Here is a 26412-nt window from a genome sequence, read left to right on the forward strand (position 1 = left end):
CACATCTATCCGTCGCATTCTGCATTCGGTGGTTATAAGCAGTCTGGTATCGGCCGTGAGAACCATTTGATGATGCTAGATCATTATCAGCAAACCAAAAACATGCTGGTGTCTTACGATCCTAAAAAAATGGGGTTCTTTTAATTTTAAAATATATGTTCTAAAAATATGCTTTTTTCCTGATAGGGCACCGAAATGACGCAAACAGTTGTATCAAAATAGTGCTTTTCCTACCTAATTTATTGGAGAAGACCGTTTTTCGTATGGCACAAAATTTGCCTTTGATGAAAGTATGACGATGTTGGTCACGCTTTAACCGAAAAGGGTATGTTGTCTTTACTTATAAAGCACTTAATATATTTTGATAATAGCTTACCAATTCACTATTCATTGGCTGAGCTTCGGAGAACGATATGTCTACAAACGCTAATGGCCAGATAAATGGCGTAGCAGGAAATACTCAGGCTGAAAAAGACTATTTTGCTAAAAGACAACTCAAACAAGGTGCGGTCGGCTGGGTGTTATTAATAGGCCTTGGTGTTGCCTACGTTATTTCTGGAGATTTTGCAGGTTGGAACTTTGGGCTTGCTCAAGGTGGTTGGGGCGGGATGTTTGTTGCCACCATTGTGGTCGCCATAATGTACCTTTGTATGTGCTTATCTATGTCAGAAATGGCGACGATGTTACCTACCGCGGGTGGCGGTTATAGCTTTGCCCGAACCGCCTTTGGTCCTTTGGGCGGTTATTTAACAGGTACAGCCATTTTAATCGAATATGCGATTGCACCAGCTGCGATTGCTGTATTCATCGGCGCTTACTGTGAGTCTTTATTTGGCGTTGGTGGGTGGATGGTATATCTCGCTTGCTATATTGTCTTCATAGCGATTCACTTGAAAGGTGCTGGCGAAGCTTTAAAAATTATGTTTATTATCACAGCTATTGCTTGTATCGCATTGGGTGTGTTTATAGTAGCCATGATTCCTCATTTCGACAGTAAAAATCTTTTTGATATCGCAGTTGGTAATCAAGCTGGTGCAAGCACCTTCTTACCCTACGGTTATGTCGGAATTTGGGCGGCTGTGCCCTATGCCATTTGGTTCTTTCTAGCCGTTGAAGGCGTACCCTTAGCAGCTGAAGAGGCCAAAGACCCTGCTAAATCATTACCACGTGGACTGATTGGCTCGATGTTGATACTCGCAACATTCGCCATTCTGATCCTATTTTTAGGCCCAGGAGCAGCTGGTGCTGATGCGTTAAAAGACTCAGGCGCACCCTTAGTAGATGCTTTGGCTTCTGTATATGGAAGCAATTCTTGGTTAGCAAGTTTTGTAAACTTTGTTGGTTTAGCGGGTCTCATTGCCAGCTTTTTCTCCATCATTTATGCCTACTCTAGACAGATATTTGCCTTGTCTCGTGCAGGATACCTACCTAAGAAATTATCATTAACCAACAATAATAAAGCCCCCTATTTAGCGCTTATCGTTCCTGGAGTCATAGGCTTCCTGTTATCGCTCACAGGTGAAGGTGATCTGCTTATTCTCATGGCTGTGTTTGGTGCAACCGTTTCTTATGTTCTCATGATGGCATCTCATATCAAATTACGTTTATCTCGGTCTGACCTTGCTCGCCCATATAAAACACCTGGTGGGATTTTTACTTCAGGTGTGGCTTTAGTATTGGCATTACTTGCTGTCATAGCAGGGTTAATGGTAGATCCTAAAGTATGGTTTATGGCCGCTGGTATTTATGTCGTACTTATTCTATATTTTGTGATATTTAGTCGGCATCATCTAGTCAGTGGTACACCAGAAGAAGAGTTCGCGCAAATAGAAGCGGCAGCTGATGAATTGAGTTAAAAGCATAGGGCATGTCCTCAATTCAGTCGATAGTCATCTAAATGGGTTGAAAATGGCTAAATCTTGCCAAACAGCGTCAAACAGCTGACTAATATTTCGATATTATCTGCACTATTTTCCTTGTTTGACTGCAATTTATCTCATTTTTATCACCATTTTTAAAATGAGGACACGCCCTAATTATAAAGTCACTGATTACGATGTTGTATAAAGTAATTAGACATTTCTCACATGACTTTAAGTTTCAAATTGGTTAAAACTTAAAGTCATGATAATTTGAAATACATAATACATAGTTTCGTTGGCAACTCACATATCAAAGTTGAGTAATGTGATTACGCAATAAAGGTGGTTAACATGGCATATAAACATACCGTAGGACAGCGAAGCTACCAATTTAAAGACTTAAAAACTTTACTTGCAAAAGCATCGCCAAGGCGTTCGGGTGATGAGCTAGCTAGAGTAGCAGCTAACGATGCAACTGAGCGCGTAGCAGCACAAATGGCGTTAGCAGACTGCCTATTAACTGACTTTCTAGATGACTTTCTAATACCCTATGAGACAGATGAAGTCACTCGTTTAATCATGGAGCAGCACGACTCTCAAGCGTTCTCTGAAATATCCAGTTTTACTGTTGGAGATTTGAGAGACTGGCTTTTAGGAGAGTCAGCTACTACAGAGACCATATCAGAATTAAAATACGCTTTCACACCTGAGATGGTAGCAGCCGTTAGTAAAATAATGCGGGTACAAGATCTTATCTTGGTAGCGAAAAAATGTCGCGTTGTCACTAAATTTCGTAATACCATCGGTTTAGAAGGATCGCTGTCCACACGATTACAGCCCAATCACCCAACCGACGACCTATTGGGTATTTCTGCAAGCATCATTGATGGACTGATGTATGGCAATGGTGATGCGGTCATTGGTATCAACCCTGCTACCGATAACATCCAAAACCTGTCTGAACTATTGAAACTACTAGACCATGTCATCTCCGAATATCAAATCCCTACTCAATCTTGCGTTTTAACTCATATCACGTCCGCTATACAGTTAATCAATAAAAACGTACCTGTCGATTTGGTTTTCCAGTCCATCACAGGTAGTGAAAAAGCGAATACCAGCTATGGCATAAACTTAGCGATGTTAAGAGAAGGCTATGACGCTGCCACGAGTCTTAATCGTGGCACAGTAGGTCAAAACGTCATGTATTTTGAGACAGGTCAAGGTAGTGCGTTATCCAGTAATGCTAACTTTGGCGCTGATCAGCAGACGCTTGAAGCCAGAGCTTATGCTGTGGCTAGAGAGTTTAACCCTTTGTTGGTCAATACTGTGGTTGGTTTCATCGGGCCTGAATATCTCTTCGATGGTAAACAAATCATTCGAGCAGGATTAGAAGATCATTTTTGTGGCAAGCTGCTTGGCGTACCCATGGGTTGTGATATTTGTTATACCAATCACGCTGATGCAGATCAGGATGATATGGATACGTTACTGACGTTGCTTGCCAATGCTGGCATTAACTTCATCATGGGTATCCCAGGCTCGGACGATGTCATGCTGAATTATCAGACAACTTCATTTCATGACGCTCTATACATTAGACAACTTCTTGGTCTCTCCCCCGCCCCTGAATTTGCGCTTTGGCTGAGTAATAACGACATCTATACTCAATCTGGCAATAGTATCAATTGGTCAGATAAGCCATCTGCCTTACTGTCAGGGATAATGGGTAGCAAGCTTACTTAAGCGAGAGTATAGAAAACGTCGATACACTATAAAGAGAAATGCTATGTCCATTGATTACTCACAAAATAAGACATCATTGACTGTCAAATCGAATACAAACAGTGCTAGTGATTTAGTGCATTTAGACCCTTGGGAGAAGTTAAAACAATATACAGACTCTAGAATTGCTTTGGGACGTGTAGGTTGTAGTGTTCCCACTAAGCCCTTGCTCAAGTTTCAGCTTGATCACGCTGAGGCAAAAGATGCTGTATTGCAGGATTTAGATGTTGATTCTTTAGTCGTGAAGCTGTCTGAACATTGCCGCTCCTCTATAGTCGAGCTAGATTTAAAACTGGTTACAGATGGGTTAGATCATATAAATAGCCAAGACGATCATGTCAGTGATAGCTTAAAAATACTGAGAGTCTCCAGCCAAGCGCAAGATAAATCGGAGTATCTTAAACGTCCGGATTGGGGCAGACTGCTTAGTATTGAATCCGCTAAGCAATTGGAAATATTCGGTAAGGACAAGTCTTACGATGTTGCTATTGTTATGGGAGATGGCTTATCAGCGAGAGCCATCGCTGAGAATGCTCCAAAACTTGTTGCAGAACTTCTCTCGCTTTTTAATGATAAAGGTTGGACTATCGCCCCCTTAGTTATTGCTACTGGTAGCCGTGTCGCTTTAGGGGATGAGGTTGCAGAGCGTCTTCATGCCAAAATGCTGGTCATGCTGATTGGAGAGCGTCCAGGTTTGAGCTCTCCTGATAGCTTAGGTATTTATTATACTTGGGATGCTCAATCTTCGAGTCATGATGCTATGAGGAACTGCATCTCTAATGTGCGCAGTGCTGGCCTGCCAACCAGAGTGGCAGCAAGCCGTCTCTTAGCATTAATGGAAAAATCTTATGAGCTCAAGTTATCTGGAGTTGAGTTAAAAGATGAGCAGGAACTACCGGTATTAGATCAAGGTCAAACAGCGATTAAGCTACTATGATGACTAAAAAACATCATGCAATGTAACCTAAAATGCGAGGAACACAATCTTATGTTACGATGGCTAGGCTGTCGTAAGCATTGAGATATTTCATGTCAATAGAATAGCTCGCTAGGTATAGAAACGCCTGCTACCCTTTTAAATATTAAACGGTTGAAATAGCTTCATCTCTTCGCAGAGTAAGAACCTCGTAACCATCAGACGTGACAGCTATCGTATGCTCCCACTGAGCAGATAACTTTTTATCGTTGGTAATTACCGTCCAACCATCTTTTTTGACTTTAACTTTAGCCTTGCCTTGGTTGATCATAGGCTCAATGGTGAATGTCATACCTTCTTGTAGAACTAGACCTTTTCCCAAATGTCCGTAATGAAGCACTTGCGGTTCTTCATGCATTTCACGTCCAATACCGTGACCACAATACTCCCGTACTACAGAATAACCCTGCTTCTCAGCATAGCTTTGAAGAGCATGACCAACATCACCTAGCGTCGCTCCAGGTTTCACTGCTCGTATTCCTTCCCACATAGCTTCATAGGTCTTATCAACTAAACGTTTTGCAAGGGGTAACACCTCACCTATCAAATACATTTTGCTAGAATCAGCGATAAAACCACCTTGTTCTAGGGTAATATCCACATTCACAATATCACCTGATTTAAGTATTTGCTGGTCTGAAGGAATGCCATGACAGACCACGTTATTCACCGAGGTATTTAATGCATACTGATAACCATACTGACCTTTACTGGCTGGGCGTGCACCTAGCTGATCGACAATATAACGCTCGGCAAGATCATTAATATCCATCGTAGAGATACCGACTGTGATTTTTCCATCTAGATAATCAAAGACAGAGGCTAGAAGCCTTCCTGACTCGCGCATGATTTCCAATTGCGCTGCATTTTTAAGTATTACCTTATCCATCTATAAGGTTCCTTACATTAATATCAGCTTGTTTCATTTGCTCATTGATAATTTGGTTATAAGACATATTGGGATTAGATTCAGCAAGCATTCCTATCTTAATCCAATATTCAGCTTGTGTGTATGAAATAGCACCCCATTATTGATATTAATTTCAAAACAAAAAAACCTCCTTATAAGGAGGTTTTTTATGCTGGTAATATTTATTGCGATACTTACATCGCTGTTTCGTATTGCATGACAGCACATATCTTAATTGGTACAGCAAACCTCCATGGCATGCCAGCACTGCAATAAAAATACCCGTCACTATAAGATACAATATACGCCGTAAAGTCATTACCATAATGATCCATCATGGCTTGTTCATCATTTTCATCACAAACTGCACACCATATATCTTTATCACCTCGTGCTAGCATTGCCCGTGTTAGATCACTCCCTTTTAATTCGTTATACATTATCAGCTCCTTAGTCATTCTAAATTCTCTAAAAGCAACGTGTTCTTAAAATATTAATTTCAATAGTACCGAATCTTTTATTTCGATATGAACGATAAGCAACGTCTCTTTTTGAATGATTATGGAAGTGCATAAAGCATTGCTTATTATTTAACAGTCATACATTAGCGCGGATAATATATTGTAAAACACCAGAATCAAAACTGTAACATATAAACATAAAATTCATGACAAACGGTGAAGTTGTTACGACAAGTGGTATGACTAAACAAATATTTTTTATACACACTATATTTAGATCGACTAAAATAAAACACATGTTCACTAAGAGACGCAAGATAAGATGACTATAGTGCTCCAAGTCCATGATATATAAGATTTGTAGAAGATAAAATTAACTATATCTCTCCGCCACTTTACCCAATAATTTATTGTAAAATCTTATCTCAATACCTAACCTTTGATCATAAATCATAACAGTCAAATCAGGTACAATAACGATTATGACAACTGCTATAACCCCTAATCCTCGGAAAATCATTCACATAGATATGGATGCTTTTTATGCCAGTGTGGAGCAGCGTGATTTTCCTGAATTACGCGGTAAGCCATTGGTCGTTGGTGGCGATCCTAGTGGTCGCGGTGTCGTAGCAGCAGCCAGTTATGAGGTACGTAAATTTGGCGTACGTTCTGCCATGTCTTGCTATGAGGCACGCAAACGTTGTCCAGAAGTAATATTTGTAAGGCCACGTTTTGAAGTTTATCGAACAGTGAGCCATGAAATTCGCCGCATTATGTACCTCTTAACCCCACATGTTGAGCCATTATCGCTAGATGAAGCGTATCTAGATGTTACAGGGCTAGAAGTCCATAAAGGATCAGCGACGTTGATGGCCAATTGGCTGAGAGCTCAGATACTAGAGCACACAGGATTGACGGCGTCTGCTGGCGTTTCATTTAACAAAATGCTGGCCAAAATTGCTTCTGATATTAATAAACCCGATGGCATAGCGATTATCACGCCAACAGATGCCGATGCTTTTATTAGCAGCTTACCCATCGAGCGCTTTCACGGTATTGGCAAAGCAACTGCTAAACGCCTACACGCGATGGGCGTGAACGTTGGTGCCGATCTACGGCAGACGTCAGCAGCAGTATTGGTACAGGAATTTGGCAAACGTGGTCAGTTTTATCACGATATCGCACATGGACGTGATGATCGTGCTGTCAAATCTGAGCGTAAGCATAAATCTATTGGCTCAGAGACTACCTTTAGAGACAATCTAACCGATGATAATGCGTTACGAGTGCAGATTTATGAGCAAAATGAAGATGCTTTTAGTCAGATGCAGAAAAAACAGCTGATCGCCTATACCATCACTCTTAAAGTGAAATATGCGGACTTTACTCAAATAACACGCTCTCACACATTATCCACCGCTTTTGATAGTGCCAAATCTGCACATTATTGGTTGGACAGGCTGTTTCTAGATATCCCTCGTGAGCTACCCATTCGCCTAGTGGGTGTCACCTTCTCCTCACTTGCGCCCGCTGCACAATTACTCCCTCAGTTAAACTTGTTTGAATAACTTTATGGACGACTGACATTAAATTGTTCTTTTGATGATGATTAATAGTAATTATTTATATTATTGCTTAGGCTCTTTATTGAAGCAGCTACTCTACTTGTATGCGCATGAGTCGTTATTAAACTGTCCTTTCACAATCTCATTTCTGTTACAATTACATCAAAATTTATATTTATTTAAAGACTCATTATGATCGATATACACGCTGTAAACTCTGATACCAACACTTTGATTGATACTAATAAAGATAATGATAGCTTAGATTATTTAAGCGTTGATGATTACGATTATGAGTTGCCGGATAGCCTAATTGCACGCTATCCGTTGTCACAACGTTCTGCCTCCAAACTACTATACTTGCCTGCCAACCAACAGAAAACCGACACTACTGTAGAGGATCGTTTATTTGCTGAGCTGCCTGACCTTTTAAGTGCTGGAGACCTCATCGTATTTAATGACACTAAAGTGATGAAAGCGCGATTGTTCGGTCAAAAAGACACTGGTGGCAAACTTGAGGTACTCATTGAGCGGTTGGTTGTTGTTTCGGATTTGGATACAGCAGCACTGCATTTAGAGAACACGAATGATAAGCCAATCAATCAAGAGCATATTGCGCTTTGTCATGTAAAAGCTAGTAAAGCACTTAAACTTGGACAACGCTTGCAACTCGCCGATGGTCATATGAGTGCCACCATGATTGGTCGTCAAGACAATTTATTTATTTTAGCTTTTGATGCGCCTATCTTGCCGCACTTAGAGCTTTATGGTGAGTTGCCTATCCCGCCCTATTTTGAGCGCCATGCTGATGATACAGACAATGCTCGCTATCAAACGGTATTTCATGACCCAACTAAGCTAGCGAGCGTAGCAGCCCCTACTGCAAGCTTACATTTTGATGACTTGGTACTCAGTAAACTGACTGAAAAAGGCATTAATACTGCCTTTGTCACTTTGCATGTCGGCGCTGGTACATTTGCTCCTGTAAAAACAGACAATCTCCTCAATCACACTATGCATAGTGAGTACGCACATCTACCACAAGCCACTGCCGACCTAATCAATCAGACGCATGCTAATGGTAAGCAGGTTATCGCTATTGGTACGACGGTTACTCGCGTGCTCGAAACGGCGTATCAAAAAACAGCCAATGATGGACAGGCCTTATCTAGTTGGTCAGGTGACACTGATATATTTATTTATCCAGGATTTAAGTTTGGTGTAATAGACAAACTGTTAACCAATTTTCATTTACCTAAATCCACGTTACTGATGCTAGTGTCAGCATTTTCGGGTAAAGACACGATAGAACATGCTTATCAACATGCTATTAAAGAGCAATATCGCTTCTTTAGTTACGGTGACGCAATGCTGCTTGAGAAGAAATCGGATTAAACATTACTTAAACATTTTTTGTATTGTTCACAACAGTTGTGAAATAAACTGGTAAACTAAGCAGTATTTTGTTATAACAGCAAAGATAACTAATATTTTAAAGGGCGGCACATGTCTGGTCATTTATCTCATCGCTTGACTAATATACATCGCGCAGTATCGATAGCACTACTTTATTCTGTAGGGTATGCCGCCTTAGTGTCGAGTGCGCAAGCTGCAATGATAGGAAAGACTGTTGTTACTTCTGCTCAGCATGAGCCTTTGGTAGCAAGCATTGCTGTTTCAGATATTAGAGCGGCTGATTTTTCAGCAAGCTTGGCAAACTCTACTATTTATCAACAGATGGGTTTGACCCAGACTGACTCGATGAGTGTACGCTTTCAGCCTACTTCAGCGACCAGTGGCCAAGTAGTTATCACGACGTCACAGCCAGTATCTAAGCCCTTTGCCGATGTGGTTTTGACCCTAAATGATAAGGGTAAGAACAATGTCGTACCTAAAACATTGTTGATGCCGCTTAATGATAATGCACCGATTAAAGCAGCCAAGAATACCGTTACTGGTGCACAAAAACCCAATTTACCAAGTGTATCCGCTAGTATTTCCGAGCCATTGACCGTCAGAAAAGGCGCGCCACCACCATTAATATCAGCGCCTACAGTATCCACGAGCGAGTTAGTCGCCTCTAGATTACCAGCGCCGAGCATGCAGTTACCTACTATTATAGATACTGCGTCACAAGGCAACAATCTTGCTTATGCTCCGAGTCGTTTAGATAATGGTCGTCTGGGCAACAGCGTTGAGATAAATAATACCAATACTAACGACAATAAGCCAAATTCAGCAAGCCGATTAGACACTGGTCGTTTGAGTGCAGATAATAATGTTACGACAATCGGCGCCAATAATACCGACATTAATGATAATAAAGACACGTCGATTACAGCCCTCGCTGACAAAAAATTCGATATTTTAAATATACAAATTACTCGCCAAATACAGCCAAGTAGTAAACCAGGTAATAGCATAATGACTGCTGTACCTATGGCGCCTGCATCAAACGGTAATAAAGCAAACGTATCCACGCCCGATCTCGACACTAGCAATAACATTGCCACAGCTACTCCGACAAATAATATACCCGCTAACATTGCTGCACCTGCATCAGCCAATACCAGTGTTGCCAACAATGATTCTGACAATACGGCAACCAGTACTACGGCTGCCCAGTATCAGGTACAGCGGAACGATAGCCTATGGGTCATTGCTCAGCAGATCGCACAAGAAAATGATCTCGATGTGCAAACCGTGATGAAACAGATTCAATCACAAAACCCTGATGCTTTCATTAACAAAGATGCCGATCAATTAAAAGCAGATGCCAAGCTTAGCTTACCTAGCTATGATGTCGTGCCTTCACAACAGAAATTAGAAGCGGCAATTAGCGCACAAAGACAATACAACCGCAGAGCAAACACGCCTACAGTAAAAAAGACAGCTAAAGCTCCGGCTAAAAAAACCGCTGAGAAATCTCAAGCAGCGACACAACGTAAAAAACCAATGATTACGAAAACACAAACGTTACCAAAAGCCCAGTTTTCTGTGCTAGCTCCTGGTCGTAATGGCAGTGCAGACGGTACTCAAGAAAAATCTGCTTCGACAACAGGTAATGGTCTTAGTACAGATGTATTAGCTACACTCAAAGCATCAAGAGAAAACGCCGCATTACAAGCTGAGCGCTTGTCAAAAACCAGTAGTGCCCTTGATAGCTATACTAAAAAAATTCAACTACAGAACCAAAAACTGGCTGAGCTACAAGCTCGTCTCAAAAAATTACGCAATCAATAATTGCCTGACTAACCAATGCAATACGCCGTAGTCACAGGCGTGGGAGTAACTATGGACAATATGCTATATATCATCGCCGGATTGGTACTTATTCTACTAGTAGTTGGTTTAGTACTGCGCAAGAACAAAGCGCAAAAATCATCACTACAACCACTTACAAAGTCGGAGAAAAGCACTGCTACGTCCACTCCTGCCCCAATCGACAAAGCTGAAGATAAATTCAATCCTATTATAATTGCCCAACGCTTTATGGATCAACAACGCTATGACAAAGCGATTGAAACACTCAACCGTGATCTAAGAGAAAATCCAAGTGATGGTGACCTGTCACTCAAACTACTTAGCATATACGCGACTATCAATCAGCCAGAGAACTTCAATAAAGTTTATGATTCCATCAAAACTCAAGGCGACTCAAAGAGTATCGCGCTAGCTGATGATTTAAAAGGTTTGTTTTCTGAAGAACAAAATCAAGTCGCAGCAAAAGAAGCACCAGTAGAAGATAATAGCAATTTTGAAAGCATAGATTTTGACTTACCGACCGACCAAAGCGATAGCAACAACGATACGTTAAGTAGTGAATCTATTGTTAGTTCATCACTTTTAGATGACTCTCCAGAGGCAACTGCTACTAACAATAATGTAGAGGATAGCTTTGATCTTACGTTAAATGACTTAGAGAGCAGCTTCAGCGAACCTGCTGCAACTAGTACAGCACCTGTCGCATCAGATATGACAGAAGATGCACCTACTACCGATACTACTACCGAAGATAGCGAGCTTATCGATTTTGACTTTAGCTTTGATTCACCTGAAGAAACAAGCACCTCAACTGAACCCTCTATCGCTTCGGCTATCTCTGACAATATCACCGAAGACAAGCCTTTAGACAATGAAGCGTTTGTCTTAGATTTCGACGACTTGTCCTCTGATGTTAATCAAAATACTGAAAAAACCCTTGTTGAAGAATTGGTTGTCGATTCATTCGAACAGGATACAGAAGAAGATTTCGCCTTATCTTTAGACAATATTGATACGCCAAACGATATAGAAGCATCATTAGAAAACGAAAAAGCGGTCTTTGAGGACAATAGCGATAACTTCGTTCTTCAAGACAGCAGTTTTGGAGAGCCTAACCCCGAAGAATCTCTCTTTGAAGAGACTGTTTTTGAAGAGACTGTCCTTGAAGAAGATGCTGTTTTTGATGAACCTAAGTCTGAAAGCAGTGATTCTGAAGCAGAAGATCTTGAAAAAACTAATGTTGAAGAGAATCTGTTCGACGACACCAACTTACAAGATATTTTTATCAATGGTCTTGATGCCACACCAACTGATATATCCCTGTTCGATGATAACAGCATAATAAATGATGAGTTTGCTGTAGAACCTTTGACTGCAGCTACTCCGGTCGATATCGAGACTGATATTGCAGCTGACAAAGTAGTTGAAAGTCCTGGAACTGCAGAAGAGTTTTCGTCACGTTTTGCAGCAGATTTTGACTTTGTAAAGTCTTTAGATAGCAATCAAGTGACGCTAGACTTGGCTGGCCAATATTTGCAACTGGGTGAGTACGACAGCGCCAAACGCCTGCTTAATGAAGTGATTGCCCATGGTGATAGTGAACAGCAGAGCCAAGCGCAAATACTCCTTGAGCGCACTGCATAGTAAACAACCCGTTTTATTATCAGCAAGCATTCTATCGTCATAGAATACTTGCTGATTTTTTTTGCGTTTAACCTTTATACTATTTATTATTAATAGAGCTTATTGAGTACAATCTAGACCTCCTTTTCTTTTATACTTAATTATTACACCAATACTATGCCATCTTCTACTATGACAACGACAATATCTAATTCTATTCAACTGGTTTATGCTGGTGGTACTTTTGGTAGCTATGGACGACCTTTAGCTCCTTTATCAGCAGATGTGTTTTTGCCAACGCTGCAAGTACTGATGCTTAATCATGATAGTTCAGCCAAGCTCCCATGTATCTCTTGGTTAGATAATTCATTGATTAAAGACAGTAGCCAACTCACCCCGAGTAACTTTATTCACTTTTATCAGCTGTTACTGACAGCTTATGCACAAGGTGATAGACGCTTTGTGTTAATTACTGGTACAGATACCTTAAGCTACTTAGGGGCATTTTTGGCAGAAGCATTTGCAGGTAGCGATATTTGTGTCATCGTCACTGGTAGTATGCGGCCATTGTTAGATAGTGAGGTGCTGCAGTCCTACACTATCGACACTCACAGTGATGCTTGGGACAACCTCAATCATTCGTTGAAACTGGCAGCGGCAGGTGAGTCAGGTGTCAAAATCAGTTTTGGTGGTGAATCTTGGCCCGCACAAACGGTACAAAAGATTCATAGTCATGATTTGATGGCATTTACTGGTCACTCTCGAGCTGCCTATCCGGCAAATAGCTATATCAAAAATCTACCAGATACCCGTCGCCAGCATTGGCTTGATGACCAGCAATCCTTGCTTGCCAGCATTCAAGCGCGTGCTGAATCTAGCAGCGTCCACGCCCTATATTGCTTGCCTAATGATACCGAAATCATTAATAATCAGCTACAAGCACTCTTATCACAGCCACCTTCTGGTATTATTCTATTGGGATTTGGGGCTGGCAATGTTCCTCATTCCGCAGCACTAGCAGAAACATTAGAACTGATTCATAAAAAAGGGCACATGGTAATATGTGCTAGCCAATGCCCATTCGGCGGTGTGAGCGATAGCTATGCGGCTGGTAGTTGGCAATATGACCATCATGTCATTGCGGGTGGACGTCTGACCATTCCGGCAATTTATGCACGATTATTATGGCTGCTATTACGCTACGACACTCCAGCAAGACGCAAACAACGGTGGTTGAACAATGTCAGTCAGACTGGCACAAGCATTAAAAAGCGATAACCTACTCTTAATAACCTTAATTTTATAAGTTTAAAAACCACCATGTCTGAAACTGAAATCATCGAGTCTGAACGTTCACCAATTTATACCTTAGCGATTGCTATTGAGTTTTTGGGCACACATTATCATGGTTGGCAGCGACAACGAGAAGTAATGGGTGTACAAGAAGCACTAGAAACGGCTATTAGCAAAGTTGCCAACGAATCAGTAGAAGTCATCGCAGCTGGGCGTACTGATGCAAGCGTCCATGCCAGTAATATGATTGCTCATTTTACGACGCACGCTTATCGCCCTACTCATAACTGGTTACGTGGCGTGAACAGCTTGCTACCTGACGACATTGCTCTACGCTGGATTCAACCGATGCCTGCTGACTTCCATGCGCGCTTTGGCGCCATTGCCCGTCGTTACCGGTACATTACTCTCAACCAACCACAGCGCCCTGCGATACTCAATCATCAAGTCACTCATATCTATGAGCCGCTCGATTTAGCAGCAATGCAACTGGCGGCAGCCGATATCGTTGGTACTCACGATTTTAGTAGTTACCGTGCCGCAGCTTGTCAATCTAATCAGCCAGTGCGGACCATCAGCCATGCTAGACTTTTTGAACACGGTCAGTTTATTGTGTTTGATATTCAAGCGGATGGGTTCTTACATCATATGGTTCGTAATTTGATGGGTACTTTATATGCCATCGGTAGGCATGAGTTAGTGCCAGATGATTTTATGAATATTTTGCATAAAAAAGATCGTACGATTGCACCGCCAACAGCCTCTGGTGATGGCTTGTACTTCATTAACGCTTATTACCCTGAACGTTTCCAGCAGATATTACCGAAGGTACCTTTGACGCCTATTTGGCTAAATTTGCCTAACTAAATTAATGTGAACTGGCATACATATCACTTACAGACTGTCAAGTCAAAACCCGGTTCCGTATTGCTTTAACCTGCTAACTTACGTATAATATGGGCTTATTTTTAATTGATTGATACAAATTATGGCAAAAGACGATATTATCGAATTTGAAGGCGAAGTCATTGACACCCTTCCTAACACTTTGTTCAAAGTTCGTTTAGAAAACGGACATGAAATCATTGCGCACATCTCTGGTAAAATGCGTAAGCATTATATCCGTATCTTGACTGGTGATAAAGTTAAGGTCGAAATGACGCCTTATGACCTGTCTAAAGGTCGTATTACTTATCGTGGCAAAAACTAATTTCTTACCAACTAAAACGGTTATAAAAGCATTTATATAAACACAGCCAGCTGTCGAATGACACTTTTATCACTGGTATAAATGTTTGAGTAGTTTAACTGATAATAATAATGAAAATGCTAACCTACTCATTATTGCCTATCAATATTTTAGTTGTTTGACGTTTGTTTTTACCATAAAAATACCGCTCAATATCAGCGGTATTTTTTTGTCTGTTTTTTATGATTTAGCTTCTTTATTTTTAACTAAATTCGACGGTTGCGCCGTTCTTGATCACACCTAACAGACTAAGTGCATCCCAGTTGGTTAAACGCACACAGCCAGCTGAAGCCTGACGACTGATACGATCAGGGTCTGGTGAACCATGAATACCATAAGTTGGTTTACTCAGTCCAATCCATACCGAACCAACTGGATTATTAGGGCCTGGCGGAATTATAGACTTACGGCCGTCATTGCCTGTATAGGTATAATTAGGCTCGTTCACCTTCACCTTTACTGTATGCGTGCCTGTGGGCGACGGTGTCGCTGTACTACCCACTGTCGTCGGATAACTAGCGACTAATTTATTGTCTTCATCATAAGCATAGAGTGTTTCAGTGTCCTTGTCGGCGACTACTCGGCTAACAGGCTTGGTATTCGGGTTGCCAGGGTTATATACTGTAATTATTTCACCAGCAGTAAAGCTGGCATTAGGATTGAGAGATTTTAGATACCTCTCACTAATATGGAATTTTTCTGCGAGCGCTTCAGTGAGGCTTTCATAATACATTCCTTCAAGCTTGGATTTGGCAACAGAATCAGCCGGTATAGTCGTGGTCTTGACGTTTACATCTGTATCAGTTAGCTGATAATTTACTAATACTGGTTGGGCTATAAGTTTTTCATTTTTAATCAGTGCTTGCCACGTTTCATTGTTCAACGTATCAGTTACGGTCAGGCCATTCGCATTTTGAAATGCCTGCATGGCTTTGCGGGTGTTTTTTCCCCAGTATCCATCGACAGATCCTACCCCATTGTGATGCCAATTCAATAAGGCTTGCAGTTTTGTTCCCATGTTACGATCTACGGCAGCACCTGCAGACCAATTGATAGCATTCACTTTTTTTGCAGTGTCTGATAGATTTTCAGTTGTGTATTTTATGGTAGGCAATAGCTTATTTAGTGATGTCACAGCTTTGCTATCTCCTGTTAACTTTTGGCTTATCCCATTAGTCACTGGACTCACTTCTGTTGGAGCTGTAGCGCTATTATCTGCAATCATGCTATTAGTTGGTTCTGCTGCAATACTTTGCCCCATAAAAACGACTGCACAGAGTCCAGTCATTGCTATCGCTGTGCTTAATTTTTTTAATTGGTACATGTAACACTCCTGATTTTTGATAAAATTTTTTTTGTTTTCAGTTTTTATTATGAATACGCTATTATTTTTAGACTTTCGAAATTTTAATGGTTATAAAACTTTTTCTATTGATCTCCTTATAATGTGATAAATACCTCTATCTATTTATCATTCGTCAATATTGCCATATTCTTCTGTGAGCATATAACAGCTTTGTGTTAATGGAAGCCTTGCCTGACGGTAGCTGTGTTAAAACAAGTGCTTTTTTACGACTTGGTGAACTAGTATGTTACGGCTAGTAAAAATCTCAGACAAGCACGAAAAAACCCATAATCTGCTTAGCAAATTATGGGTTTGCAAATACAAAAATCTATGAAGGTTAAAATGATACAGTCTAAAAATCAGACGAAGAAAATTTCAAGCTACATCACAAAGGCATGGGTTAAACCAGTTTAGCCAATACTGCTTGACCCATTTCTATACAACCTACTTGCTTAAGTCCGGCTTCACTACTGTCTAAAATATCAAGCGTACGTAGACCATCATCAAGCACATCACTGACCGCTTGCTCAATGGCTTTAGCGGCTTCTTCTTGCTTAAAGGTATAACGCAGCATCATCGCAACAGATAAGATGGTCGCCAATGGGTTGGCTTTATCTTGTCCTGCGATATCAGGTGCTGAGCCATGGCATGGCTCATACATCCCTTTACCTGCCACATCTAGACTGGCTGATGGCAACATACCGATAGAGCCCGTTAGCATCGCCGCTTCATCAGATAAGATATCACCGAACATATTGCCCGTCACCATCACGTCGAACTGCTTAGGGTCTTTAATAAGTTGCATACAAGCATTATCAGCATACATGTGCGATAACGCTACATCGCTATAGTCCGCTTGTTGCATCTGGATCATCGTCTGCTTCCACAGCTCTGTGACTTCCAATACGTTTGCTTTGTCCACTGAGCAAACTTTCGGCGCTGTACCTGCTGCTTGCGCACGTGTTTTTGCCAATTCAAAAGCCACTTTACCGATACGTTGAATCTCACTCGTACTATACACCATGGTGTTATAGCCTTGCTGCTCGCCATTCTCTAATGTGCGAATACCACGCGGCTCACCAAAGTAAATACCACCTGTTAGTTCGCGAACAATAAGCAAATCTAAACCTGAGATAATTTCAGGCTTGATACTAGATGCATTAGCAAGCTGTGGATAAAGCTTTGCCACACGTAGATTAGCAAACAAACCAAGCTCACCACGAATCTTCAGCAGACCACGTTCAGGACGTTTGCTACGTTCAATACTATCCCATTTAGGGCCGCCAACAGCGCCTAGCAATACGGCATCTGCAGCACGTGCGCGCGCCAAAGTCTCATCGGGTAAAGGCTCGCCAGTGGCGTCAATAGCCACGCCACCAATCAATCCAGACTCAAGTATCAAACCTAATGTAAATTTATCGTTCACAGCATTAAGCACATCAATGGCTTGAGTCATGATTTCAGGGCCAATACCATCGCCTGCTAATGTTAAAATCGTTGCCATACTGATCCTTGGGGGTAAGTAAGTTTTATTTATAATATTGCTATAAGCTAATGATATTTTTTAAAATCAACCACTCATGCGATGAGCTACGCAAAAATTGCGATATATCTGCTTGCATGATTATCCGCATTAATATTAAGAGACTAATGCACTGACTTTACTAACTGTTAAGCTTTCGCTTTTGACGGTGCAGGCATAGCATTAGTGAGACGCGTTTCTACAAACTCGCCTTGATGCTCAGCACCAATTTCTTTACAAAAGCGGCGCTTTACACTATTTCCTTGATATAGATCGACACACAGAGGTTCTGGTGATGCAGTGTCTAATAAACTACCTGAGTTATCGCTAGATTTCTTTTGATAAGCTCGAAGCTGATAAGTATCCGCCTCTACAAAATCATGAATCATCGCAAAACGCTCAACGTAACCCAAGTTGTTTTCTGGATAAAAATTCACTTGTACTTCTCGTTTGGCTGGCTTTACCCGTGCATAATAATTGGTTAGACCTGCGATACCTGATGCAGACAAAGGGACAATTTTTATCTCGTTTTTATGAGCTATCGGTGTCATGTCCATTTTCATAGTGACTTTTGCAGGTTTATTACTATTATAATTTGTCCCACTACCACTTGTTCCATTATCACTCGCTGCTGTCATCGCAACAACCATCGCAGAGTTAATAGGCTCATGAGTATCAGTACCTATTACTGGTACTTTATCTATTCGCGCAATTTCACAATGATAAGTGCCTATGCAAGCAATATTCACCTCACCAGCAACAGGTTGAATCTTACCTGCCCACGCTGTTGCGTTTTCTGCCTCATCTATTTTCTGATAGCCACTCATGAGCTGACAGCCTGACAACCACAAGCTGGCAGCAACAATTGTACTTGACCATAAAACATAACGTTTTTTATTCATAATGACGGCTACTATTCATAAGTGAAATAATAAAATACTTTACAAAACCATACTTCATTTTAGCCAGTTCGCCGCCATAACTCAACGCCACATTACTGTTGTTCAGCAGTTTTATAGGCAATAACTATCAATTGATTGTCTAAGCTCGCACTTCGTTAAAGATCCAAGGCGTTTTTTGCTTCATTTGTTGCTCATACTCTTTGATAGCATCACTTTGCTGCAAGGTAAGGCCGATATCATCAAGACCATTTAGCAAGCAGTGTTTACGGAAATCGTCCACTTCAAAAGCGTACTCTTCACCTGTTGGCGTAATAACGACCTGACGCTCAAGATCAGCCGTCAGCTCATAGCCTTCATTGGCAACGGTCGCTTTCATCAACGTATCGACGATGTCTTCCGCCAATACAATTGGGAGCATGCCGTTTTTAAAACAGTTGTTATAAAAAATATCGGCAAAGCTTGGTGCAATAACCGTACGAAAGCCATATTCTGAAAGCGCCCACGGTGCATGCTCACGGCTAGAGCCACAGCCAAAGTTTCTGCGTGCCAGCAAGATATTAGCGCCCTGATAACGTGGCTGATTGAGAATAAAGTCTGGGTTGATAATTCGTGTGCTATTGTCCTGACCTGGATAGCCTTCGTCGAGATAGCGCCAATCATCAAACAAATTGACGCCAAACCCTGTACGTTTAATAGATTTTAAAAACTGTTTTGCGATAATTTGATCGGTATCGACGTTTGCGCGATCTAAAGGGCAAACGATACCGGTTTGGGTGTTATAAGCTTGCATAAAATTCCCTATCAATGATATTTTTATTGATGCGTATCCGTCTTAGAATGTGCGTACATCTACAAAGTGACCGGCCAATGCTGCTGCTGCTGCCATCGCTGGGCTAACCAAATGCGTACGACCACCATTACCCTGACGACCCTCAAAATTACGATTAGACGTAGAGGCGCAATGCTCTTGTGGCTCAAGCTTATCGGCATTCATGGCTAAACACATAGAACAGCCCGGCTCACGCCATTCAAATCCAGCATCCGTAAACAAGGTATTCAAACCTTCTGCTTCTGCTTGTAACTTCACTTGACCAGAACCAGCAACCACAATAGCTTCTTTAATATTGTCAGCCACTTTACGACCTTTAATCACCGCTGCTGCATCACGCAAATCTTCGATACGTGAGTTGGTGCACGACCCAATAAAGATACGATCTAGCTGGATATCGGTAATTTTTTGACCTGCTTCTAAACCCATATAAGTATAGGCACGTAACCAACCTTCTTCTTGCGCTTCATCCACAGCTTGGTCAGGTGTTGGTACTGACTGAGTAATATCGACGACCATTTCAGGTGACGTACCCCATGACACTTGCGGTGCTATTTGGCTACCATCAATCTCGACCACGCTGTCAAATACTGCATCATCATCTGAATACAATGTGCGCCAGTATGCTTCAGCTTGTTGCCATTGTGATTCTGTTGGCGCATAAGGACGACCTTTCACATAGTCGATAGTGATGTCATCGACCGCAACCATCCCTACGCGAGCACCGGCTTCAATGGCCATGTTACAGACGGTCATACGACCTTCCATACTCATCTCTTCAAATACTTGCCCAGCAAATTCAATCGCGTAGCCTGTGCCACCCGCTGTACCAATTTTTGCGATGATGGCCAATACAACATCTTTCGAGGTCACGCCAGCACCTAGCTGACCGGACACACGAATTTGCATATTTTTTGATTTTTTCTGAATCAGGCATTGGGTGGCCAATACATGTTCAACTTCAGACGTACCGATACCATGTGCCAAGCAGCCAAGGGCACCATGGGTCGCTGTATGCGAATCACCACAAACGACTGTCATACCTGGCAATACAAGACCTTGCTCAGGACCAACAACATGCAAAATTCCTTGACGAGCGTCGTTGATCGTAAATTCAGCGATATCAAATTTGGTACAATTATCATCCAATGTGACCACTTGCAAGCGTGATACCTTATCTTTGATACCAGATACACCTTCTAGGCGCTCTTTAGACACTGTGGGTACGTTGTGATCGGGACTCGCGATATTGGCAGACAAACGCCATGGCGCTCGATTGGCCAATTCCAAACCTTCAAATGCTTGCGGACTTGTCACTTCATGCAGTAGATGACGATCGATATAAATGAGGCTCGAACCATCATCACGTTTAGTGACTTCGTGAGCGTTCCAAAGTTTGTCATATAACGTTTGACTGGCCATGTTGCTATCCTTTATTGGTTGCTAGCTACTTAATTACTCGATGGCTTACACCATAATAAACGAGGATTCTATTTAAAATTTATGTATAACGGCTTGCTGGTATTTTCTTATCAATGCCTATTGGCTTAAAACTGACACTTTTCAATCAATACTTTCATCAAAATAGATCTATCAGAACATTTCTACTCTATAAATAAAAAATAATGATTTTCTATATTTTTATATTTATTGCTGCAATTGAGGCTCAAAACAAGTTTTATAGCGTCATTTATCAAGTTAATCTAATAAATATGTCACAATACGTCCTGATGTCTTGTGATTATAGCAGGCTAATCCTATAATAATAATTGATGATTTTTAACCAGACGCAAACTTTTATTTCTAATACATTGTGATTAGGCCAGCCAACTTTTATTTATAGCTCGATAAGTAGCTAAGGACATCCGCTTGAACACCACAAACCTAACAACATTCGTCACTGTTATGCATACAGGCAGTATTTCAGGCGCGGCTGAAAAGCTGTTTATCACTCAGCCTGCTGTCAGTAAACGCATCAAAAATCTAGAAGATGAATTTAATATTACGTTGTTTGACACAGTAGGACGCGGGATTGTACCGACACAAGCCGCCAATGAGATGCTACCACATGCCAAACGTTGGTTAGAAGATTATGAAAATTTCAAAATTAACTTACAACACTCTCAACATATTGTATCTGGCAAACTGGTCATCGGTACCAGTCATCACATAGGCTTACATCATCTAGCGCCTGTGCTTAAACACTTTATTCAAGCTTATCCTGCAGTGCAATTAGAAGTGCATTTTGTCGATTCAGAAAAAGCACATAAGGCCGTGTTAGATGGTGATTTGTCATTGGCCTTCGTCACGCTGCCACCTGTTTATGATAAGCGCTTGACCTACCATACGCTATGGTCAGATCCTCTCTACTTTATGACAGGCACTTTATCGCCTTTAGCGACCAAATCTAATGTCACTTTAGAGCAATTAGCACGTTATCCTGCTATTTTGCCATCAGCCAACACCTTTACCAGTCAGATTACATTGGCTGAATTCGCTAAGCACAATCTCAAACCTTATGCCACGATGAGCACTAATCCACTTGAGTCTATTCGCATGTTGGTTTCTGTTGGGCTTGGTTGGTCTGTGTTACCGCAAACCATGATCAGTCAAGATTTGGAACGTATCGATATGGCCGATAACGTTGAGCTACAGCGTCATTTAGGTGTCGTCATAAATCCAAAACTTACACAATCTAGCAGTGTAACGGCATTGTTAGACTTGCTTGCACCTATCGAATAAAAGTGACTCTCAAAGTACATTTTCATAGTTACAATTGGGACAATTAATCAGGTAAAAAAACACGCTATTCGCATTTGCGTCAGTCATACGTTATAATACACTCGGCGTTGTCTATATAACAAAAACTTACCATAAGAACACTGATAGTCATACATTGAAGACTTCTAGTAAGATATGATGGTTAGTAGTAGGTTTGATGGTTTTAAATGATTGGTTATACAGGCGGCTGATATTGATATATAACAAGCAGATGCGAGTAATTAAGACAGATGGAAAGAGCGTAATATTTCTATTGCTCTCAGATAACTGCTTAATTGGTATTAGCCCTAGAAAAGCATCAATCATATAAAACTAACAACAGATATTAAATAAAAGCCATTATGTCCTACTTAATGGCTTTTTTTGTCTTTAGATATTGTTTTGGACATCGTCTTGTAACACTTAATATTTATAGTTAAAAATAATTACAGCCAACATGGTTGGTTAAGGATCATTTATATGAACGGAGTTTCTAGTGGCGTGCTGATATCACTCGGCGCCTATTTTTTAGTGATGATTGGGATTGGTATTTACGCTTATTTTAAGCAAGCCAATGATACTGAAGGCTATATGCTAGGGGGTCGTAATTTAGGACCAGCAGTTACTGCATTGTCAGCAGGTGCGTCAGATATGTCAGGTTGGTTATTACTTGGCCTACCTGGTTATATGTTCGCCGATGGTGTGGTCAGTATTTGGATTGCCCTTGGTTTGACACTTGGTGCATTCTTAAACTATCTCATCGTAGCACCGCGCCTTCGTGTTTATACCGAAGTGGCTGACAACGCTATTACCCTACCCGATTACTTCGCCAACCGCTTTGAAGATAAATCACATATGCTACGAGTTATTTCAGCCGTGGTTATCATCTTGTTCTTCACTGTTTACACCGCGGCCAGCTTAGTCGGTGGTGGTAAATTATTCGAAAGCTCACTCAACCTTTCTTACAGCACAGGCCTATGGGTCACAGCAAGTGTCGTTGTTGCATACACCTTATTTGGTGGTTTCTTAGCCGTATCAATGACCGACTTTGTGCAGGGCGTTATCATGCTTTTTGCCATGGTTATCGTACCTGTTGTTGCCTTTACAGACTTAGGCGGTATTTCTGCTACCACAACGGCTGTTAGAAACATTGATCCAAGTTTGCTAGACATTACTAGTGGTATGACAGTTATTGGTATCATTTCTCTGATGGCATGGGGCTTAGGTTATTTTGGCCAACCTCATATTATTGTTCGTTTTATGGCGATTCGCTCAGTAAAAGACGTGCCTACTGCGCGTAATATAGGTATGAGCTGGATGGTAGTCAGTCTTGTGGGTTCATTGATGACTGGTTTTGCTGGTCGTGCTTATGTACAAAAGACGGCCATGACATTAGACGATCCTGAAACTATCTTTTTAGTATTCACTCAGTTTTTATTCCATCCATTGGTATCAGGTTTCTTATTAGCTGCTATCTTAGCCGCTATTATGAGTACGATTTCTTCACAGCTATTGGTCGTATCAAGCTCACTAACCAAAGATGTGTACAAATTGTTCTTTGATCAGGAAGCACCTGAAGCTCGCCAAGTATTGGTTGGACGTATTTCTGTAGTCGCCGTTGCTTTGGTATCAATCTTACTCGCGTCTAATCCTGAAAGCTCTGTATTAAGCCTTGTATCTAATGCATGGGCTGGATTTGGCGCAGCGTTTGGACCATTGGTTATATTTAGCTTGATATGGCGTGGTATGAACCGCAACGGTGCAGTTGCCGGTATGGTAATTGGTGCTTTGACCGTTATCCTATGGATATATGGTCCGTTCGAGATGAATGGTATGGCATTGAATAGCTGGTTATATGCTATCGTTCCAGGCTTTATATTAAGTACCATCGCAATCTTTGCTGTTAGTATTATGACTGGTGGGCCAAGACCTTCAGTATCTGCTAAGTTCGAAGAGATGGAGCTGAACCTAAACAAATAAATTTGTTTAGCACTTTTAGCTTATCGCAATAAAAAAACCTCGCCATGATTGGCGAGGTTTTTTGTTGACTGGAATTAATACGAAAATAAAAAGCAACTAGAACTTAAATCAATTCACTTTGGGCTTATTGCTCCAGACCTACCATATAGTGGCAATGCCAAAATCTTGCAATGACAAGGACAATACCTCTATCGAGAGAGGACAGAAACAGTCGACAACTAGCCTTTCGGACTATCATATAACAACTTCATCAATAACTCGTTATAGCATCCAATCTGAGTAGTACACTTCGGAAATGACCTCATGAACGTATAAACTGAAACACTGCAGTTTATCTTAAGCCTTCTATGTCTTCAGTCTACCTAACCCACAGTAACTTATCATCTGCCTTAGACTTATTTATATCGATTGCATCAATCAGTATTTTTTATACTAAAAATAATATTCTATTATTCTCTATCACTCTATGTATAGGAGAATTCACATAAAAAACGCTATAAAAAAGCGATCCCTCATGGATCGCTTTTTTTACTTTAAATGGTACTATCTGTCGTTAAAAGCTTTGTGCGGCTTGGTAAGAAACCTTTACACCCAGGATAAAGCCATCATTGTCCTCAAAGTCAGCAACAATTTTGTCAGTTGGTAAGGCGCCTTGAGCATCACCGAACCATAAGTATTTTCCACCGGCTGATACTGCCCAGTTTTCAGTCACATTGTATTTTGCACCAAGGCCGACACTATAGTAGCCGTCGATAGGACCTAGTGAGGTCGTTGTATCACCAGCCCCACTATCCCAACCCACCGTACCACTAATAGCAAGTGCTGGTGCTACACGCTTCGCCAAACCAAGCTCCACTTGCCACTGATCATCCTCATACTCAACTAGATTTAGGCCATCTGGACCATAATTCGCTTGACTCACTTCGTTATATAATGGTGGCGTAATAACAAAGTCACTCCAAGGTACCCAACGTACTTTTGCTGTGGCTAGTGTCGTCGGATTAATACCTGTCTGGAAATCAAAGTTGACGGATTTGGGAGTTGTAATCTCATAATTACTACTCTGACTAGCTGACAGTGCGCCTCCAGAAATAATAGATCTGATAGGATAGGTTTCAGCTATATCTACATTGTGTTCAATCTCAGAACGGTATGTTAGCGCCGCTTTTAGAGCAATCTCAGGCTTATAATAGGCAACACCTGCTATGTAACCGTAATCCATATCAGGATTACTGGTTGAGGTATAACCACTAGCAGGGCCGTAAGCCAGTCCACGTAGCTTGGTTTCTGCCTGAATACGTTGGGCAACTGGGCCACCATAAACTTGGAAGTTTTTGTTAGCGCCAAATTTCATACCAAGCATGCCTGTAAGGCTTTGGCTACGTACTTCAACGTTGGTATGCTCACCGGCACCAGTGGCTTCAGCTGTTGCTATCGCACCTGCAGTTTGCCCATCAACGCCATCGGCTACTAATTTACCGGCAGACTCACCAAAGCTCTCACTTGCAACAAAATTACTTTGAGTGTATTCAGCAGCTGCACCGAAGGGCTCATCATATAAAACGCCAATACTAAAAGTGTCATTAATGTCCGCTTTTACGGCATAACGAGCAAAGTCATAAGCTTCAGCGATATCACCCGTTTTATCGCCCTGTACATATTCGTTGGTACTATTATTGTTGTTTGAGCTATCGTAACCACTGACATCAGCATCAATATAGGTATAGACCGCTTCAGCATAGATACCATCTTGAAAAAAGGCGGTGACATCTTGACCTGAACGATCGAGACCAGCTGCGTTCGTTACGCTAGCTATAGAAAGAGTAGCAATGGCTACTGCGAGGGTTTTTAGATGAAAGTTCTTGCGCATGGTATATCTCCAACGGTCCTTGTTGTAATACTACTTTAACAATCAATACATAGCATTGTTGCGCTTAACATTGAGGTTATCAAAGTCGTGTCCTAAGTTGAATACTAATGCCTTTTTGACACTAAAACAACAATTAAAGTGCTTTATTTCCCAATTATGACTGTTCAGTACAAATACCATATAAATATAATGCTGGTATATATTTTTGAGATATGA

Annotated in this window: 22 protein-coding genes; 13 read left to right on the plus strand and 9 right to left on the minus strand. The window is 41.2% G+C overall.

Going from position 1 to position 26412, the window contains the following annotated elements; translation table 11 throughout:
* From I6E61_RS06850 to eutC, 4 genes are all read left to right on the plus strand, one after another.
* The coding region (locus I6E61_RS06850) for an aldehyde dehydrogenase family protein (protein WP_197132098.1) at positions 1-144 on the plus strand (144 nt) is incomplete at its 5' end.
* Between the two features lie 269 nt (positions 145-413).
* Entirely contained in the window at positions 414-1856 is a 1443-nt protein-coding gene (gene eat / locus I6E61_RS06855; protein ID WP_197132100.1) for an ethanolamine permease, read from the plus strand.
* A gap of 357 nt (positions 1857-2213) precedes the next feature.
* The gene (locus I6E61_RS06860) at positions 2214-3608 is read left to right on the plus strand and encodes an ethanolamine ammonia-lyase subunit EutB (RefSeq protein ID WP_197132102.1); all 1395 of its coding nucleotides are present in this window, start codon (positions 2214-2216) and stop codon (positions 3606-3608) included.
* A 43-nt stretch (positions 3609-3651) separates the two neighbouring features.
* Positions 3652-4584: an ethanolamine ammonia-lyase subunit EutC gene (gene eutC, locus I6E61_RS06865; protein WP_197132105.1), complete on the plus strand. Its 933-nt coding sequence runs from the start codon at positions 3652-3654 to the stop codon at positions 4582-4584.
* Between the two features lie 145 nt (positions 4585-4729).
* On the opposite strand, the gene map is transcribed toward eutC, so the two are convergent.
* From map to I6E61_RS06880, 3 genes are all read right to left on the minus strand, one after another.
* The gene (gene map, locus I6E61_RS06870; RefSeq protein ID WP_197132107.1) at positions 4730-5512 is read right to left on the minus strand and encodes a type I methionyl aminopeptidase; all 783 of its coding nucleotides are present in this window, start codon (positions 5510-5512) and stop codon (positions 4730-4732) included.
* Positions 5505-5642: a hypothetical protein gene (locus I6E61_RS14400; RefSeq protein ID WP_369074424.1), complete on the minus strand. Its 138-nt coding sequence runs from the start codon at positions 5640-5642 to the stop codon at positions 5505-5507. The genes map and I6E61_RS14400 overlap by 8 nt, the downstream gene beginning before the upstream one ends.
* An 85-nt stretch (positions 5643-5727) precedes the next feature.
* The gene (locus I6E61_RS06880; RefSeq protein WP_197132110.1) at positions 5728-5973 is read right to left on the minus strand and encodes a hypothetical protein; all 246 of its coding nucleotides are present in this window, start codon (positions 5971-5973) and stop codon (positions 5728-5730) included.
* 503 nt (positions 5974-6476) lie between these two features.
* Here I6E61_RS06880 and dinB point away from each other — a divergent pair.
* From dinB to infA, 7 genes are all read left to right on the plus strand, one after another.
* Positions 6477-7562 carry a DNA polymerase IV gene (gene dinB / locus I6E61_RS06885; RefSeq protein ID WP_197132120.1) on the plus strand — a complete coding sequence of 362 codons (1086 nt, stop codon included), beginning with the start codon at positions 6477-6479 and terminating at the stop codon, positions 7560-7562.
* A gap of 189 nt (positions 7563-7751) precedes the next feature.
* Positions 7752-8954 carry a tRNA preQ1(34) S-adenosylmethionine ribosyltransferase-isomerase QueA gene (queA, locus tag I6E61_RS06890; RefSeq protein ID WP_197132122.1) on the plus strand — a complete coding sequence of 401 codons (1203 nt, stop codon included), beginning with the start codon at positions 7752-7754 and terminating at the stop codon, positions 8952-8954.
* Between the two features lie 111 nt (positions 8955-9065).
* Positions 9066-10802: a FimV family protein gene (locus tag I6E61_RS06895; protein ID WP_197132124.1), complete on the plus strand. Its 1737-nt coding sequence runs from the start codon at positions 9066-9068 to the stop codon at positions 10800-10802.
* Between the two features lie 51 nt (positions 10803-10853).
* The gene (locus I6E61_RS06900) at positions 10854-12467 is read left to right on the plus strand and encodes a FimV/HubP family polar landmark protein (protein WP_197132126.1); all 1614 of its coding nucleotides are present in this window, start codon (positions 10854-10856) and stop codon (positions 12465-12467) included.
* Between the two features lie 171 nt (positions 12468-12638).
* Positions 12639-13724, plus strand: a complete 1086-nt coding sequence (locus tag I6E61_RS06905) for an asparaginase (RefSeq protein ID WP_197132129.1) — start codon at positions 12639-12641, stop codon at positions 13722-13724.
* 42 nt (positions 13725-13766) lie between these two features.
* Entirely contained in the window at positions 13767-14606 is an 840-nt protein-coding gene (gene truA / locus I6E61_RS06910; RefSeq protein ID WP_197132131.1) for a tRNA pseudouridine(38-40) synthase TruA, read from the plus strand.
* A gap of 121 nt (positions 14607-14727) precedes the next feature.
* Positions 14728-14949 (plus strand): translation initiation factor IF-1, encoded by a 222-nt coding sequence (gene infA, locus I6E61_RS06915; RefSeq protein WP_021814850.1) that lies wholly within the window; start codon positions 14728-14730, stop codon positions 14947-14949.
* A 241-nt stretch (positions 14950-15190) separates the two neighbouring features.
* Here the strand turns inward: infA and I6E61_RS06920 are convergent, their stop codons facing one another.
* From I6E61_RS06920 to leuC, 5 genes are all read right to left on the minus strand, one after another.
* Entirely contained in the window at positions 15191-16312 is a 1122-nt protein-coding gene (locus tag I6E61_RS06920; protein WP_197132133.1) for a L,D-transpeptidase family protein, read from the minus strand.
* A 421-nt stretch (positions 16313-16733) separates the two neighbouring features.
* Positions 16734-17837, minus strand: a complete 1104-nt coding sequence (leuB, locus tag I6E61_RS06925; RefSeq protein ID WP_197132135.1) for a 3-isopropylmalate dehydrogenase — start codon at positions 17835-17837, stop codon at positions 16734-16736.
* A gap of 167 nt (positions 17838-18004) precedes the next feature.
* Positions 18005-18757: a hypothetical protein gene (locus tag I6E61_RS06930; RefSeq protein WP_197132138.1), complete on the minus strand. Its 753-nt coding sequence runs from the start codon at positions 18755-18757 to the stop codon at positions 18005-18007.
* A gap of 139 nt (positions 18758-18896) precedes the next feature.
* Positions 18897-19547: a 3-isopropylmalate dehydratase small subunit gene (gene leuD / locus I6E61_RS06935; RefSeq protein WP_194197110.1), complete on the minus strand. Its 651-nt coding sequence runs from the start codon at positions 19545-19547 to the stop codon at positions 18897-18899.
* Positions 19548-19589: 42 nt separating this feature from the next.
* The gene (leuC, locus tag I6E61_RS06940; protein ID WP_197132141.1) at positions 19590-21008 is read right to left on the minus strand and encodes a 3-isopropylmalate dehydratase large subunit; all 1419 of its coding nucleotides are present in this window, start codon (positions 21006-21008) and stop codon (positions 19590-19592) included.
* Positions 21009-21455: 447 nt separating this feature from the next.
* On the opposite strand from leuC, the gene I6E61_RS06945 reads away from it, so the two are divergent.
* Complete coding sequence (locus I6E61_RS06945) at positions 21456-22328, plus strand: LysR family transcriptional regulator (protein ID WP_110922529.1); 873 nt, start codon at positions 21456-21458, stop codon at positions 22326-22328.
* Between the two features lie 498 nt (positions 22329-22826).
* Positions 22827-24326 carry a sodium/proline symporter PutP gene (putP, locus tag I6E61_RS06950; protein WP_197132143.1) on the plus strand — a complete coding sequence of 500 codons (1500 nt, stop codon included), beginning with the start codon at positions 22827-22829 and terminating at the stop codon, positions 24324-24326.
* 553 nt (positions 24327-24879) lie between these two features.
* On the opposite strand, the gene I6E61_RS06955 is transcribed toward putP, so the two are convergent.
* Positions 24880-26196 (minus strand): OmpP1/FadL family transporter, encoded by a 1317-nt coding sequence (locus I6E61_RS06955; RefSeq protein ID WP_197132145.1) that lies wholly within the window; start codon positions 26194-26196, stop codon positions 24880-24882.
* Positions 26197-26412 lie beyond the last annotated feature (216 nt).

The sequence above is a fragment of the Psychrobacter sp. NZS113 genome, assembly GCF_015864825.1.
Classification (GTDB): Bacteria; Pseudomonadota; Gammaproteobacteria; order Pseudomonadales; family Moraxellaceae; genus Psychrobacter.